This is a genomic window from Nocardia spongicola (assembly GCF_047200775.1).
GTDB lineage: Bacteria > Actinomycetota > Actinomycetes > Mycobacteriales > Mycobacteriaceae > Nocardia.
In genome coordinates, this window is sequence record NZ_JBJZOO010000001.1 from 565,068 (window position 1) to 579,796 (window position 14,729).

General features: G+C 65.0%; 13 protein-coding genes. 9 read left to right on the forward strand and 4 right to left on the reverse strand.

Annotated features, from left to right (window positions below; genetic code table 11):
* Positions 1–137: 137 nt before the first annotated feature.
* Genes ACL02S_RS02435 through ACL02S_RS02455 form a run of 5 tightly spaced genes read left to right on the forward strand, consistent with a single transcriptional unit; the run spans position 138 to position 6,760 of the window.
* Positions 138–1,322 carry a class I SAM-dependent methyltransferase gene (locus tag ACL02S_RS02435; protein ID WP_412800587.1) on the forward strand — a complete coding sequence of 395 codons (1,185 nt, stop codon included), beginning with the start codon at positions 138–140 and terminating at the stop codon, positions 1,320–1,322.
* Between the two features lie 5 nt (positions 1,323–1,327).
* Positions 1,328–2,509, forward strand: a complete 1,182-nt coding sequence (locus ACL02S_RS02440) for a nucleotide disphospho-sugar-binding domain-containing protein (RefSeq protein WP_412800588.1) — start codon at positions 1,328–1,330, stop codon at positions 2,507–2,509.
* 50 nt (positions 2,510–2,559) lie between these two features.
* Positions 2,560–4,125 carry a glycosyltransferase family 87 protein gene (locus ACL02S_RS02445; RefSeq protein WP_412800589.1) on the forward strand — a complete coding sequence of 522 codons (1,566 nt, stop codon included), beginning with the start codon at positions 2,560–2,562 and terminating at the stop codon, positions 4,123–4,125.
* On the forward strand, positions 4,122–5,399 hold the full coding sequence (locus ACL02S_RS02450) for a flavin-containing monooxygenase (RefSeq protein WP_412800590.1): 1,278 nt from the start codon (positions 4,122–4,124) through the stop codon (positions 5,397–5,399). The genes ACL02S_RS02445 and ACL02S_RS02450 overlap by 4 nt, the downstream gene beginning before the upstream one ends.
* A gap of 11 nt (positions 5,400–5,410) precedes the next feature.
* Positions 5,411–6,760: a cytochrome P450 gene (locus ACL02S_RS02455; RefSeq protein WP_412800591.1), complete on the forward strand. Its 1,350-nt coding sequence runs from the start codon at positions 5,411–5,413 to the stop codon at positions 6,758–6,760.
* A gap of 351 nt (positions 6,761–7,111) precedes the next feature.
* On the opposite strand, the gene ACL02S_RS02460 is transcribed toward ACL02S_RS02455, so the two are convergent.
* Positions 7,112–7,807 (reverse strand): MerR family transcriptional regulator, encoded by a 696-nt coding sequence (locus ACL02S_RS02460; protein ID WP_412801080.1) that lies wholly within the window; start codon positions 7,805–7,807, stop codon positions 7,112–7,114.
* A 113-nt stretch (positions 7,808–7,920) separates the two neighbouring features.
* Between ACL02S_RS02460 and ACL02S_RS02465 the strand changes: the two genes are divergently transcribed.
* Together ACL02S_RS02465 and ACL02S_RS02470 are read left to right on the forward strand one after the other, a co-directional pair.
* A complete protein-coding gene (locus ACL02S_RS02465) occupies positions 7,921–9,138 on the forward strand; it encodes an erythromycin esterase family protein (RefSeq protein WP_412800592.1) in 1,218 nt (405 codons plus the stop codon).
* A 193-nt stretch (positions 9,139–9,331) separates the two neighbouring features.
* Entirely contained in the window at positions 9,332–9,961 is a 630-nt protein-coding gene (locus ACL02S_RS02470; RefSeq protein ID WP_412800593.1) for a hypothetical protein, read from the forward strand.
* Between the two features lie 189 nt (positions 9,962–10,150).
* On the opposite strand, the gene ACL02S_RS02475 is transcribed toward ACL02S_RS02470, so the two are convergent.
* Both ACL02S_RS02475 and ACL02S_RS02480 read right to left on the reverse strand, forming a co-directional pair.
* Positions 10,151–10,882 carry a class I SAM-dependent methyltransferase gene (locus tag ACL02S_RS02475; RefSeq protein ID WP_412800594.1) on the reverse strand — a complete coding sequence of 244 codons (732 nt, stop codon included), beginning with the start codon at positions 10,880–10,882 and terminating at the stop codon, positions 10,151–10,153.
* Between the two features lie 274 nt (positions 10,883–11,156).
* On the reverse strand, positions 11,157–11,456 hold the full coding sequence (locus ACL02S_RS02480; RefSeq protein WP_412800595.1) for a winged helix-turn-helix transcriptional regulator: 300 nt from the start codon (positions 11,454–11,456) through the stop codon (positions 11,157–11,159).
* A gap of 56 nt (positions 11,457–11,512) precedes the next feature.
* On the opposite strand from ACL02S_RS02480, the gene ACL02S_RS02485 reads away from it, so the two are divergent.
* Both ACL02S_RS02485 and ACL02S_RS02490 read left to right on the forward strand, forming a co-directional pair.
* Complete coding sequence (locus ACL02S_RS02485; RefSeq protein WP_412800596.1) at positions 11,513–12,271, forward strand: SDR family oxidoreductase; 759 nt, start codon at positions 11,513–11,515, stop codon at positions 12,269–12,271.
* A 107-nt stretch (positions 12,272–12,378) separates the two neighbouring features.
* Positions 12,379–13,923 carry an MFS transporter gene (locus tag ACL02S_RS02490; protein WP_412800597.1) on the forward strand — a complete coding sequence of 515 codons (1,545 nt, stop codon included), beginning with the start codon at positions 12,379–12,381 and terminating at the stop codon, positions 13,921–13,923.
* Positions 13,924–13,965: 42 nt separating this feature from the next.
* Here the strand turns inward: ACL02S_RS02490 and ACL02S_RS02495 are convergent, their stop codons facing one another.
* On the reverse strand, positions 13,966–14,607 hold the full coding sequence (locus ACL02S_RS02495; protein WP_412800598.1) for a LysE family translocator: 642 nt from the start codon (positions 14,605–14,607) through the stop codon (positions 13,966–13,968).
* Positions 14,608–14,729 lie beyond the last annotated feature (122 nt).

Sequence of the window (14,729 nt, forward strand, 5' to 3'; positions counted from 1 at the left end):
GCTCATGCCAGAACACAACACAGCATGAGCGGTCAGGCCCGGAGGCGGCAGCACAGCATCACCACGCAGGGCCCCGCCCATGCACGAGAGAGCAGTGGAACCGAGGCCGGTACCCACCGGCGGAACGGAGGGATAACGTGAAGCTGAACGACGAGAATCTCCTTGCCGCTCATCTGATCTCGATCGCCGACGGTGTCTATGAGGAGACCGCCGCGCGCATCGGGGAGATCGGCACCGACACCGTCGCCGATGCGGTGCTCAAAGAGATCGCGTGGCGCGCGGACCACAACGCCCCGCCGAGCCAACCGGTCACCGCGGTATTCGAGCTGACCCATGAGGGCAAGCAACTGGACTACCTGATGACCCTCGGTGCCGATGCCCCCGCGATCGGTCCGGGAGCTCTGGCCGACCCCTGGCTGGTGGTGCGCCAAGACCTGGTGGAGTTGCTGCGCGCGGTCTACGGCCCACCCGATGCTGTTATCGGCACCCGTGCGATCGCGCTGAAGGACGAGCCGGGTCCGGGTAGCTTCGCTCCGGATGATCCGTGGCGGCTGGCTCGCGACGCTGCCGCTGTGGCTGCCGACCGGATCATCACCGCGTGCCGTCCCTATCCCTATGACCTCAACGCGCTGTCGCTGCAGTTCGGTTCGGACAAGTGGGGTGGGCACTGGTACACCCAGCAGTACGCCGAGCATTTCGCGGCGTTGCGCGACAGCCGGGTACGAGTGCTGGAGTTGGGGATCGGGGGATACCAGGCGCCCACGGCGGGCGGTGCGTCGCTGCGGATGTGGAAACAGTACTTCCGGCGCGGCATGGTGTACGGACTGGACTACTTCGACAAGTCCGGTATCGCCGAGCCACGGCTGCAACCGTTGCAGGGCGACCAAGGCGATGCTTCGTTCCTGCACGAACTCGGTAGTTCGCTCGGCCCGTTCGACATCATCGTCGACGACGGCAGCCACATCAGCAGCGATGTGCTCACCTCGTTCCAGGCGCTGTTGCCGTATCTGCGGCCGGGTGGGCTGTACGTAGTGGAGGACACCCAGACCTCCTACTGGTCGGGCTGGGGCGGAAGCAGCACCGGCACCGATGATCCGGCGACCAGTATCGGCTATCTGAAGACCCTGGTCGACGCGCTGCATCATCAGGAATTCGAGAAGGATTCCGGCCGCGCCGATGGCGCCTTCGACGGCTGGATCGGAGCGCTGCACTTTTACCACAACATCGTCGTCATCGAAAAGCGGCGCAGTGTCGAACAATCAGCTCCGTCCTGGGTGCCTCGGCATACCAATCCGATGGAGTGGATGAAGCCGAAGGAGTGAATCGGATGAAGTTCCTTGTCGTACCCGTGCCCTCGTCCGGGCACCTGCTGGCGATGGTGCCGTTCTGCTGGGCGCTGCGGCTGGCGGGCCATGATGTGCTGGTCGCCTCGCGAAGCGATGTGACGGCGACAGCGCTGCGCTCGGGTCTCAACGCCGTCGAGCTCACCGCGTTGCACGTGCCGATGGACGAGCTGCGCACCAAGGTGAACCCGGATATGTTCCCGCTGCCGCTGTTCGCCGACCGCGATCAGCCCAGTGGGCAGGGCCTGTGGCAGGTCGCCGCGCAGAACTGGCACAACCACGCAGAGCAGTACGTGGCAGCGTTCACCGCGGTAGCCAGGGACTGGGGCGCGGACGTCATCCTCACCGACCCGCTGGCCACCATCGGCCGCGCGCTCGGCGCGGAGCTGAATCTACCGGTCCTGACACATCGGTGGGGCATCGATCCCACCGGCGGTCCCTTCCAGGAACACACCGCCGCACTGGCCGAACAGTCGGGCATGCGGCAGGTCGACCCGGTCGCCGTGCTCGATATCTGCCCAGCACAGTTGCAGGCGCCCGATGCTTCACCCGGTATCCGGATGGGCTACGCCCCGTTCAACAGCACCGGCATGTTGCCACAGTGGCACCGCAACGATCAGGACCGCACCCGGATCGCGGTCTGTATGGGCGGTAGCACACTCGGCCTGACCGGTTCGCGGCCACTGCGGACGGTGCTGGCCGCGCTGGCCGCGGCAGCTCCGGAAGCGGAGGTGATCGTGGCGCTGTCGGCGCACGACCGGACTGTGGTCGGTGAGCTTTCCGGTGGGGTCAGGGTCGTCGAAGAGGTGCCATTGAACCTGTTCCTGTCCGGCTGCGATCTGCTCGTGCACCACGGTGGTTCGACAACCGGGCTCACCGCGGGATGGTTCGGCCTTCCGCAACTGGTGTTGCCGCAGATGTTCGACCAGTTCGATTACGGCCGGGGGCTGGTGCGGGCTGGTGCGGGCCTGACTGCCGAGACCTCGGCCGACCAAGCCGACGTCGAAGCACTGGCCGCGTCGGCGCACACGCTATTGCGCGAATCCCGGTTCCGATCCGCCGCTGCACGGATCGGCGCCGACCTGCGTAGCGCACCCACCCCGCAGGACGTGGTGGCGCAGGTTATTCCGCTGCTGACCGAGCACGCCGGGGCAGCGACCAGATGAGATCGGCCGCGACGTCACGAGCCGGGCGCCGCGAGAACTGAAAGTTGCAGATGATATCCAGGACATGGACCGGATTCCGTGGTTCGCTCGACTATTACGCCGCGATGTACGCGGTATTCGTCGTCGGCATTCTCGTTCCCGTCGTGATGATCGCCCTCGCACTCACCGGATTGCCGGGTGTGGTCACCTCGGTGCTCGGAATTATTTGTGCCGTAGTATTTTTCGTTGTTCTCGTACCGACCGTTCCGGTGGAATGGCGGGAGGTGATACGCAGCAAGCCGTTGGTGGTGCGGGTGCTGTGGAGTGTGGTCGTCCTCCTTGTCGTCGCGCTACTGGCCCGGTTGACACAGTTCATACTCGACGCGGACAACGTCGATGCCTCACTGGCCTCCGATGACGACTTCTTGGTGCAGAAGACCCATCTGTCCGGCTATATCAGCGGTGCGCTGATCGCCGAGCACGAACCATCCAGTCTCTACGACCGCCACCGCTACGAATCACCGGATGCGGACTCGGTGTTGCCCAGCGTGGCTCCGCAAGAACGCGACCCCTATCTCTACCCGCCACCGTTCCTGCTGCTGCCGCGATTGCTGTTGCTGTTCAGCCACGACTTCGAGACCCTGCGCGCGCTGTGGTATTCGCTGTACGTCGCGATCGTGCTGGTGGCGATGTTCGCCATCGCCCGCTGGATCGGCGGTAGACAGGGCGGGGTGCTCGCCGCGCTGACCCCGGTGGTGTGGATCAGCCTGCCGACACTGGCGACCCTGCAGATCGGCAATATCCACGTTCTGGTGCTCTATGTCGGGGCGGTGGGCGCGATGATCTTGTTCCACTTGCGGCGCGATATCTCAGGCGGCGCGGTGTTGGCCTTCGCGATCATCGCCAAGGTGTCACCGGCGATCCTGCTGGTCTATCTCCTGGTGCAGCGACGCTGGCGGCCCGCGGTGTGGACCTCGGCCTTCTGCGGGGTGTACGCGCTGGCGACGCTGATGATCTTCGGCCGGGAACCGTGGCGGGCCTTCCTGTCCGACGGCACCTGGCAGCGACTGGCCAGTGGGGAGTTCCACCAATTCGTGCTCGTGGAGCGGGCCAATCAGCTGGTCAACTATTCGCCGTACGGGTTGCCGTACAAAGCGGACATCATGGGCTGGGATATCGGCGATCCGACCGGGCCCGCGCAACTGATCACCACCATCTACACACTGCTGCTGCTGATCCTGGTGGCAGTCACCGCGATACGGATCCACCGGCGACTGAGCGCGGGTGCGCAGGGGCCGCGGGTGCGCGCCGAACAGCTGGCCATCTGGCTTGCGGTGCTGACGTTGGCGTCGTTCCGCGCTCCCTTCGGTCCCTGGGTGTATATCGCCGTCGGCGCGGTGTGGATGCTCGCGGTGTACGCCGGACTGATGCGCGGCAGCGTACGCAGCGTCGCGTTGCTCACCACGGTCTGGCTCGTCATCGCGGTCTACAACGAGAACGTCTACTTCACCCTGCTGGGGCAGACGGTCATCTACGTGGCCTGTTTCGCGGTGGCGCTGCGGGCGAGCGCGGGCACCGAACCGGCGCCGCCGTCGCATGCCGACAAGCCGGATACCGAAACGGTGGGTGCCCGATGAATACCTACTGTGTGATCGGTGCAGGCGCAGCCGGATTGGCCACCGCACGGGGATTCGCCGCGCGCGGGCTCGACTTCGAGGTGCTCGAGGCGGGCGACGGGATCGGCGGGATCTGGGACGCGCGGCGGGCGGATTCGCCGGTCAGCCACAACACCCATGTGATCGCATCCAAAGGGGTCCAGGCCTTCTCCGGTTTCCCCATGCCTGCCGACTATCCCGACTATCCCGGGCACGAGCTCGTACTGCGCTATCTGCACGCGTACGCCGATGCCTTCGATCTGTGGCCGCGGATCCGTTTACACACCGTGGTGCGGCGCGTCGAACCCGTGGCCGACGGGTGGACGGTGACACTGGGCGACGGTGCACAGCGGTCGTATGCGGGAGTCGTCATCGCCACCGGACACGACCGCACCCCGCGCCAGGTGGACATCCCTGGCGCCGGCACCGTCCCCGTGCTGCATTCGAGCGAATACCGCCATCCCGAGCAGGTACTCGGTAAGCGGGTGCTTGTGGTCGGCGCCGGGCAATCGGCGGCCGACATTCTGTCCGACTGCGCGGTCAACGCGGCGCTGACTCTGCACAGCAGCAGGCGCGGGTTCTACTGCATGCCCAAGTACATGTTCGGCCGCCCGACCGACAGCATGCTGCAGGGCCAGATGTGGCGGCCGCTACGCAGGCGGGCTTTCGAGCGATTGTTCGGGCATCTGCGCAGCCGCTCGCGTTCGTTCGGACTTCCGGTCCCTGATTTCGACGCGGGCATCGTCATCCCGATGCTCGGCGATCAACTGCACCACTACTACACCCACGGCGACATCATGCCCAAACCGGATATCGCCGCGGTCGACGACGATCGAGTCACCTTCGCCGACGGCACCGAGGAGAAAGTCGATCTCGTAGTGCTGGCCACGGGGTTCGTGCCGAACTATCCCGTGGTGGACCGCGCCCATCTCAACTGGGCAGAGAACAGTCTGCGACCTGACCTGTATCTCAATATCTTTCCGCCGCACACCCGCGACCTGTTCGTGGTCGGGATGGTGCGGCCGATCGGCTCACACTGGGACGTCTACGAGAAACAGGCCGACTTGGTCGCCGAATACCTGCGCACCAAGGCAGCCGATCCGCAGCGGGTCGCCCGCTTCGAACGCGCCACCCGAGGCCGCCAACCCGATCTGCATGCCGGGTTGCGGCTCTATCACGCGGAGCAGTACCCGCTGGTGGTCGAGAAACAGGATTACGTGAATCAGCTGCGCAAACACGCCGAGCTGTTGAAGTGAAAGGCCGGATCATGGAAGCACCCGGGCCAGGACTGGTGGAAACCGGACGAATACTGCCGAAATTGGCGAAAGACCCGTTGGGGACGGTAGGCGCCCTGCTCGACGGTTACGGCGACGTCGTGCGGGTCAAGGCGGGTCCGATGTTGGTCTATCTCGTCGCCGATCCGGCGATGACCGAGTACGTGCTCAAGGACAACTACACCAACTACCGCAAAAGCCCCATCTACGACGAGTTCAGCATCCTGCTCGGTGAAGGACAGTTGACCACGAACAATCTGGAGTACTGGCGTAAGCAGCGTAAGCTCATCCACCCGGCGTTCTCGCACTCCCACGTCAAGGGTTTCGCCGACTCCATCACCGAAAGCACTGCGGCCATGCTCGACGGCTGGGACGCGACGGCAGGCGAGTTCCGCGATATCTACGACGACTACGTCACGCTGTTGCTCGCGGTGACCGGCCGCATCCTGTTCAGCATCGACCTGTCCACCGACACCACGCAGGTGACCGACGCGATGCGCGCGGCATTCGCGTTCATCATGAAGCGAGTGAACGCGCCGGTGAAACTACCGCAATCGTTCCCGACCCCACAGGCACGGCAGGTCGCGCGCAAGGTCGGCGAACTCGACGACGTGGTAAGGCATCTCATCGACGAACGCCGCCGCGGCGGCGACACCGCCGATGTGCTCACCGCCCTGGTACGCGCCCGCGACGAAGGCGGACAGGGTATGCGGGAAGAGGATCTGCTCAACGAGATCAAAACCCTCCTGGTCGCAGGCCACGAGTCCCCGGCCAACGCATTATCGTGGGCATGCTATCTGCTGGCCACGCATCCGCGGATCCAAGAGCGGTTGGCCGAGAAGGTGCGCGGTGTACTCGGCGAGCGCGTGCCGAGCTTCGCCGATCTGGCGCATTTGAGCTACTGCCGCATGGTGATCGAGGAAACCATGCGACTGTACCCGCCTGCCTGGATCGTCGAACGCACCCCGATCGCCGACGACGTGATCGGCGGATACGATGTGCCCGCTGGTGCCAGAGTCACGTTGTGTATGTACTACATTCACCGCGATAAGCGGCTGTGGGACGACCCGGAGGAATTCCGTCCGGAACGCTTCGCCGACCAGGAGGTCGCCGAACGACACAAGTTCGCGTTCTTCCCGTTCTCCGGCGGCCCGCGCATCTGCCTGGGCAAAGACCTGTCGATGACCGAGATGGTGCTCATCTTGGCCATGACGGTGCAGCGGTTCCGGCTCGAGCTCGACCCAGCCCACCCGGTACGGCCACTGGCTTCGGTGAACCTGCGGCCGGAATCCGGCATCCGCGTTCGGCCGATCCGCCGAATCACCCAGCCCACGAGGAGCTGATCAGCGAAGACACCGATCGGGGACGGCGTGTGGCAGCCGTAGCGATTCAGTCCACGCGCCGGGCCACGACAGCGAAGTTCAGCGGAATCCGTGGCGTCATACATCCGGGACCGCACATGCACATCCGCCCGCTCATCCCAGTTCGCCCTGTTCGCGGCGATCGCTTCGTCATGCATGGCCGATACCTCCACCGGAGTTCCGCGGCACCGCCGCTCGGAAAAACGTCCCCAGTGAACACGATCCAGAAAATCTGTGCATCCGAGTTTTCGCGTCGTCAACTGCGGCCGGTCCGCGGCACGAAGCGTCCGACCTGTCCGGCATCCCGACGGTAGTTCTCGCCGGCCACCTCCGTTACGGGTGACCGAACAGGGTGAGGTAGGCGTCGAGCTGGGCCGCGCCTGCGAGCAGATCACGACTGCGCGTGGCCAGCCGGTCCTGCCAGGAGCTGAGGAAGGCGCTCAACGCGTCTGTCCCGCCTGCCTCGCGCAGCGATTCGAGGAACTGCGCGACCTGACGCAACAGGTATCCGCCTCGGCGCAGTTGTCGTGCGATCTCGGCATCGCGTACGCAGTCCGGTCCGTATTCGCGGTAACCCGTTGCCCGGTCACGTTGGGGGCGCAGGATGCCCTCGGTCTCCCAGGTGCGCAGCGTTGCCGGATGCACGCCGATCCGGCGCGCGAGTTCGCCCACAGTCAACGGTCGACCACCGACCTGGGTGGGTGCGGCAGCGGACAAGGCACCGAGAGTGGCGGCGACCTCGGTGCGGGTGTCGCGTTCGGCGAGCAGTGCGACGTGCGCGGCGTCGATGAGCCGATAGACGGAGTCGGTATCGCCTCGGTTGATCGCGCGCATGATCTCCGCTGCCCGCTGGTGCCCGTGGCCACGGCGCAACGCGAGAAAGGTGCGTAGGGCCTGCGCGTGCAGAGGCGTGTAGTACCGGTAACCGGTCGCGCTGCGTTCGCTCGGCGGGAGGATTCCCGCGGCGTCGTAGTTGCGGACCGCCTGAGCGGACAACCCGTGCTCTCGGGCGAGGTCGATAGGCCGCAGCTCGCACCTCCGTTTGAGACTTTCATCCCTTATCGACAGGAACAAATCGCAGAAGTTTCACTCGAAACTTCAACGATACTGTCGAGGGCTGTACCTGCTGAAAAGGAGTGTTCATGTCCACTGCCACAGCACTGCGCGGGATCGGCCGCCAACTCGACGACCCGGCGAGCCTTGGCCGTGCCCTCGACGAACTACTCGCCACACGAACCGAGCCACCGGCCCTGCTCGCCCTCGGTGAGCCGACACACGGGATCGAGGCGTTCCCTTTGCTGCGCAACGAACTCCTCGTTCACCTCATCGAGCGTGGGTACCGGTCGATCGCGCTGGAGACCGATATCTTCGCCGCCGCCATCGTCGACGACTACATAGCCGGGGCGCCTGCGGAACTCGATACGGTGCTCGCGACCGGATTCAGCCACGGGTTCGGCGCTGTGCCCGGCAACCGCGAACTCGTCGAATGGCTCCGCACGCACAATGCCGACCGCGCGCCACAGGACCGGGTTCGTTTCTACGGCTTCGACGCACCGGTGGAGTACTCCGCCGCACCGAGCCCGCGCCGCGCACTGTCGTCGGTCATCGACTACCTGCCCGAGCCGATACGGCCCGGATCGATCCACGACCTCGACGCACTGCTCGGCGAAGACACGGACTGGACGAACCAGGCGGCCATGTTCGACCCGGCGGCATCCATCGGCGACTCCGACCGTGCTCGTGCCCTTCGCCGCATCGCCGACGACCTCACCAGCACACTGCGCCGCGCGGCACCCGACCTGCGTCCCTCCGATCCCACCGGTTACGACCACGCCGTCGCACACGCGCGTACTGCCGAGGGTCTGCTGCGCTATCACGCGGCCATGGCCGATCCCGCACCCGACCGCCTCGCGACCCTGCTCGGTCTGCGCGCCGAAATGATGGCCGAGAACCTGCTCGCGCTCATCGCACAAGAGCAGCGACGCGGGCCGAGCCTGGTATTCGCGCACAACGTGCACCTACAGCGTGCGCAGTCCCGCCTGCGGGCAGGCGACGACGAAATGAGCTGGGGGAGCGCGGGCGCACTCGTCGGGCTAGCCCTCGGTGCGCGCTATATGTTCCTGGCGACCGACGCAGGCCCCGACAGTGATCCGAACACCTTCCAGGGCATGTTGGCCGCGGCGACCACCCGCCGCGCCCTGTTCCCGACACAAGCACTGCGGGCCGCGCTTCCCCCATCGATCGGCGCGGGCGAACCGATCGTGCCCGGCCATATCCCGATCGACCCGGCGGACTTGGACGGCACCGATGCGGTCGTCTTCCTCGCCGACACCGACGGAAAACAACATCAGTACTGGTAGTGAACTCGATTTCCCGGAGGTACAGCCATCACCACCACCCACTGCGGCGTGATCGTCGACGGCCGCTGACCGAGGAACGTAGCGCGCAAGCCCGGTCCTTCAGGGCCGGGAGGACGTCAAACCAGCCGCTTTTCCACGTTCTTCCGAATTCCACCCATCCCGCTCTCATGCTGCCGACCTCGACAGGAGTCCCGTGAACCGCTCGACCACCGCCTTCATCGACTACATGGAGCGCATCGGCGACCGCACCGACCTATACGCGGCGGTTGCCGACCGGACCGGCGCGCAGCGCGTGCTCTACCCCGGTAGCTACCTCGACCTCGCACCGTCCTACATATGGTCCGATGTCACCTATCTGGATTCAGATGCACGCGCCCGCAAGGCATTCGCCGACCCCGACGCGGCGACCGCCCTGGCACGAGACCACCGGCAATACACTGCCGACCCCCTGATCACATTCGTACCGGGCGACTACACCCAGAATCTTGCTGAGTTGCCTGGCGATGCTTGGGATCTCGTGATCTCGCTCTACACCGGCCCCGCCTCCGAATACGCCACCCGGTGCCTGCGCCCCGATGGCTGGTTGCTGGTCAACAACAGCCACGCCGATGCCGGACTCGCGCACCTGGACCCGCGATATCGACTCGACGCGGCGATCCATCACCGATCCGGCCGATACCGGCTCGTCACCGACGATCTCGACCGATACCTGCAACCCGCACGGCCACCGCACCCCACCCGCGAACAACTCAACCACACCGGCCGCGGTATCCGATACACACTGCCCGCCGATGTCTATTTGTTCCGGAAAGTCCACGGCTAACCACTTATCCGGCACCCCGGCCCCAGCCCGACCAGACCACAGCAAGGGTCGGGTGCGGCCGCGGCGCTGGCCGACCCTGGCATATCGACAGAGGAGTGCGCGGTTCAGCGGGATGGAGTGAGAGCCGATGGCGACAGTCCCCGAGTTCTGGTTCTCGACGCCGCCAACGCACTGAACCGGTCTAACGGCTCAGTATGTTGGCATGCCCTCCAGACGGCGGCAGACCAACATCTCGTTGCCGCCCACCTGAAATTCATAGTCGACCTCGGTGATCCGGCCAGCGATTCCATAGCGACGCAACTGGACAAGCAGTTCGTTCAGGTGTGGATATCGCGCGGTCGTGCCGATCGACACAAGTGGAAACACACGCAGCTCACCGCGCGTGACACGCATCAACTCGAGCAACGCGTGCAGATGGAAGTCGTAATCGAGTTCCTCGGCATAGCTGAACAGTAGGTGCGAACTGAGAACAAGATCGAAATCGTTGTCGGGAAAGGGAAGTGCGGGCAGCCTCCCGGCAACGTAGCGACCACGACTCTGCCGAGTATGTGCCACGAACCGTTCCGCCGCGCGTTGTCGCTGAATCCGGTGCTGGTCGGGATCGGCGAAAAAGGTCCACCTGTAGAGATGCCGGTTGGCATGGACATATCGATTGCCGCGTTCGGCTTCGGCCACTGCGGTCGCGGCGACCTTGTCGATCCCGTTATCGAAGTACGCGCTGTCGCAAGCGATAGCGTCACCACCGAGCCGGCATATCTCGGCGGTGAATTCGGCTGCCCCGCTCGGACAGTCGAGGATACGCCGACGCAGATCACCGTCGGTGAGTTCGAACATCGCCCGGTATTCGTCGAGCGAGCGGGAGCTGATCAGTATCCGGCCGAAACCCTCGGCCGGTGTCGGCTCCTCCTGATGAATCGCCATTCGTGGTCCTTCCTCTTCACCAGGACCACCTCATGCACGGCTGGGCTGAATTGTCGTCGAATAACGAGCACAGGCCGCGGGTAAGGCGGCCCAAAGACAGTCTTCGGCCGCTAGACCAACGGCCACCAGAGCTGAGAAATGTTCATTACGGGTTGATTAGAGCACAGCGCCCGGCGATCGACTACCGACTATCGGCTTCCACCCTGTTCTCCGACCGGAGCTTCCCGAGGACCGCAGCTTCGCCATCCAGCAAACGACTGCCACTTGTCCTGAATTATCGACGGTAGGTGTGGGCCGAGAAGTGCCACAACGGTTGCAGGGCCTCACTGAGATGTATGCCTGCCGGAGTGAGTTCGTAGGCGCCGCGCGGACCGCGTTTTTCGACGAGCCCGGCGGCTTGTAGTTGCTGCAGCCGGTCCGACAGGACACTCGACGAGCAGTTACCCATCCGGCGGCGCAGGTCCAGAAACCCCAGCGACCCCGGTTCGAGTTCCCAGAGCACCCGCAGCATCCAGCGCTGTCCCAGCAACTCGATCACCGTCGGCACAGCTCGATCACCGTTTATGCTTCTCATTTCGAAGTACCATAGTTGCTTCTGAATCAGAAGCGTCTGCGACGAAAGGGACAGTCATGCCCGATACGGCCGACACGGCGAAGAAGGTAGTGCTGGTGACCGGGGCTTCCCGCGGGATCGGGGCGCAGACCGCGATCCGGCTCGCCGGCCCGGGCATGCACGTGGTGGTCAACTATCGGGAGAAGCACAGGCGCGCCCAGACGGTGGTCGACCGGATCCGAAGTACGGGCGCGACGGCCGACGCGGTGGGCGCCGATGTCTCAGACCCCGATTCGGCCGATCGGATGCTGGCCGAGATCGAGAACCGTTTCGGGCGATTGGATGTGTTGGTACTCAATGCCTCCGGCGGACTGGAACGTGACGCCGATCCCGGGTACGCGATGCGCCTGAACCGCGATGCCCAACTACATCTGGCCGATAGCGCGGCCGGATTGATGCCTGTGGGTGGGCGCATCGTGTTCATCACCAGCCACCAAGCGCATTTCCATCCCCGTGGCGGTCCGCTGCCTGCCGGGTATGAGCCGATCGCGGCAAGTAAACGCGCAGGCGAAGACGCCCTGCGTACCCGGATTCCCGACTTGGCCGCTCGCGGCATCGAGTTCGTCGTTGTCAGTGGCGACATGATCGATGGCACGATCATCGTGCAGCTGCTGGAACGCCGTGATCCCGCCGCAGTGGACGCCCGCCGTGCTCACGGGGCGCTGCCCACCGTCGACGAATTCGCCGATGCCATCGCCCGCGCCGCCCATGCCCCCGTTCCCCTCGGCCACACGGTCTACGTCGGCGGAAGCGACTACCTCACCACCGTCCAGTAACGAATTCGAATCTTCAGGCGTGGGCGACGAGGTATCGATCGGATGAGGATAACCGGTGCACAGACACTCGGCCGCTTCCCCGCAATTAACCGGTAGCGTCGCTGATCATGACTTCTTCGGGCACGATCACCGACGCTGGGCAGAATCGAGTGTGGGGTGTGCCGATCTTCGTGCTCGGCGGGTTGCAGCTGTTGGTGGTGCTGGACGGTACCGTTGTCGCGTTGGCGCTGCCGCGGGTTCGTGATGCGCTGGGGATGACCGAGTCGGCGGGCAACTGGATCATCACCGCTTACGTGCTGGCTTTCGGTGGTCTGATGTTGCTTGGTGGGCGGCTGGGTGACAGCTTCGGTCGCAGGCGGGTATTCACGGCTGGAGTAGTGACATTCACGCTGACCTCGTTGTTGTGCGGGCTGTCATGGGATCAGACCAGTCTGATCGTCGGGCGCGCCTTGCAGGGGATGTCGGCGGCGGTGGCCGCACCGACCGCGATGGCGTTGATCGCCACTACCTATGCCCCCGGTAAAGCCCGCAGCCAGGCTTTCGCCGTCTACGCGGCTCTCAGTGGTGTGGGGTCGGTGGCCGGGCTCATCGCGGGCGGTGCGCTCACCGAATTGTCATGGCGGCTGGTGTTCCTGATCAATGTGCCGATCGGGGTGCTGGTGGTGGTCGGCGCGGTCATGTATCTGCGGGAGTCGCACGGGCCGGGTTCGGCCCTCGATGTGCCCGGTGCGGTGCTGGTCACGCTCGGGGTCACCGCGGCGGTGTTCGCCGTGAACGAGGGACCTGGTGGATGGGATCGCCCGATCGTCGTTGTCCCGGCGGTTATGGCGGTGGTGCTGCTGGCCGGGTTCGTGATCGTGGAACAACGGGCCGCGAACCCGATCCTGCCGTTCACTGTGTTCAGCAATCCCAGCCGGGTCGCGGCTCTGGTGGCGATCGTGCTTGCCGGTGCGATCGTGATGTGTTTGGCGGTGTTCATCTCTTTGTATCTGCAAGGGGTTCTGGCGTATTCACCATTGCGCAGCGGGTTGGCTGTTGCCCCGTTCGCGGTCGGGCTTGGTGTCGCCGCGGCGCTCGCGTCCGCACTCGCCCTGCGCTGGCAGCCGCGCTGGCTGGTGATCCTCGGCGGGATGGTCATCCTCATCGGCTGTCTTTACGCTTCCGCCATCGTCACCCATCGGCCGGCCTACTTTCCCGCCATTGCCACGGCGGTGGTCATGGTCGGGTTCGGTGTCGGGTTCGCGGTCATTCCCTTGACCTTGTCGGTCATCGCGGGCGCCACCGCGGCCGAGATCGGCCCGCTCACCGCGCTCGCGCAGGTAGCCCAGAATCTGGGCGGCGCCGTGGGGCTGGTGACGGTCGGCGCGATAGCAGGCTCGCGGACCCGGTCGCTCGGCGGCCCGGCCACAGCCCTCCCGGATATGTCCGAGCCGGAGATCCATGCCTTGGCCAGTGGATACGGACTGGCGTTCGTCTGCTGCGCCGCCATCGCGATAGCAGCGGGATTCGTCGTGTTGATGATGCGGTTCACTCCGCGCGATATCGCAGAAGGACAAGCAGCACAGGAAGCCGCCCATACCGAGCCCGGACTCGGTGATCCCCTGGGAATACCGAGGACTTCGGATATCTGTGTGGTCGACTCCGAACAGTGACACCGGCGGCACCGACCCGTCGATCGAAACCCGAGCCATCCATCACGCGGTACTGGCGAGCGTACCGATGCCGAGAGCGACCAGAATGCCCGAGCTGATCTCCTCGAGTCGGCGGCTCACCTTCGGCCGCCGCAGCCATCCCACCGCCGTGGCCGACCCCACCGCCACCAGAGTCAACCAGAACACGGCCACGACCCCATCGATGGCGCCGAGGACCATGGTCGGGCCGATACCGATCGCGTGGGCAGGCAGGAATTGCGGGACCACTGCGAGAAAGAACAGGCCGACCTTGGGGTTCAACGCACAGGAAAATAATCCGGACCATAAGGCCGATCGGATGCTCGGCAGTCCGGCGGCACCGGTAACGCCCGCACCACTGTCCGCGCTATCCGCGTTGCCGCGACCGCGGCGGAGGAACCCGGCGATCCCGAGGTAGAGCAGGTAGAGCCCGCCTGCCACTTTGACAAGGAGAAACGCGGAGGCCGAGTTCTGGAGCAGAGCGGCCAACCCCAGCGCGACCATAGCGGCCCACCACAGCGACCCGATCCCGGAACCGATCGCGGCCGCAATGCCGAGCCTGGCACCGCCGAGACCGTATCTGAGTACAAGAAACGTGTCGGGACCAGGTGTGATCGCCAGAAGCAAACACAGGCCGGTGAACCCGAGCAGTATGGGAATGCTCACGAACTATGCTCCTATCCTCTTCCGGCCTGAGCGCTTATCCGGCCTCGCCGGTCCGAAACCTCATCGAACCAGCAGTTCTCGGCCCAGCGCCAGCAGAATTCCTCCGGTGCTGATCGCCGGTG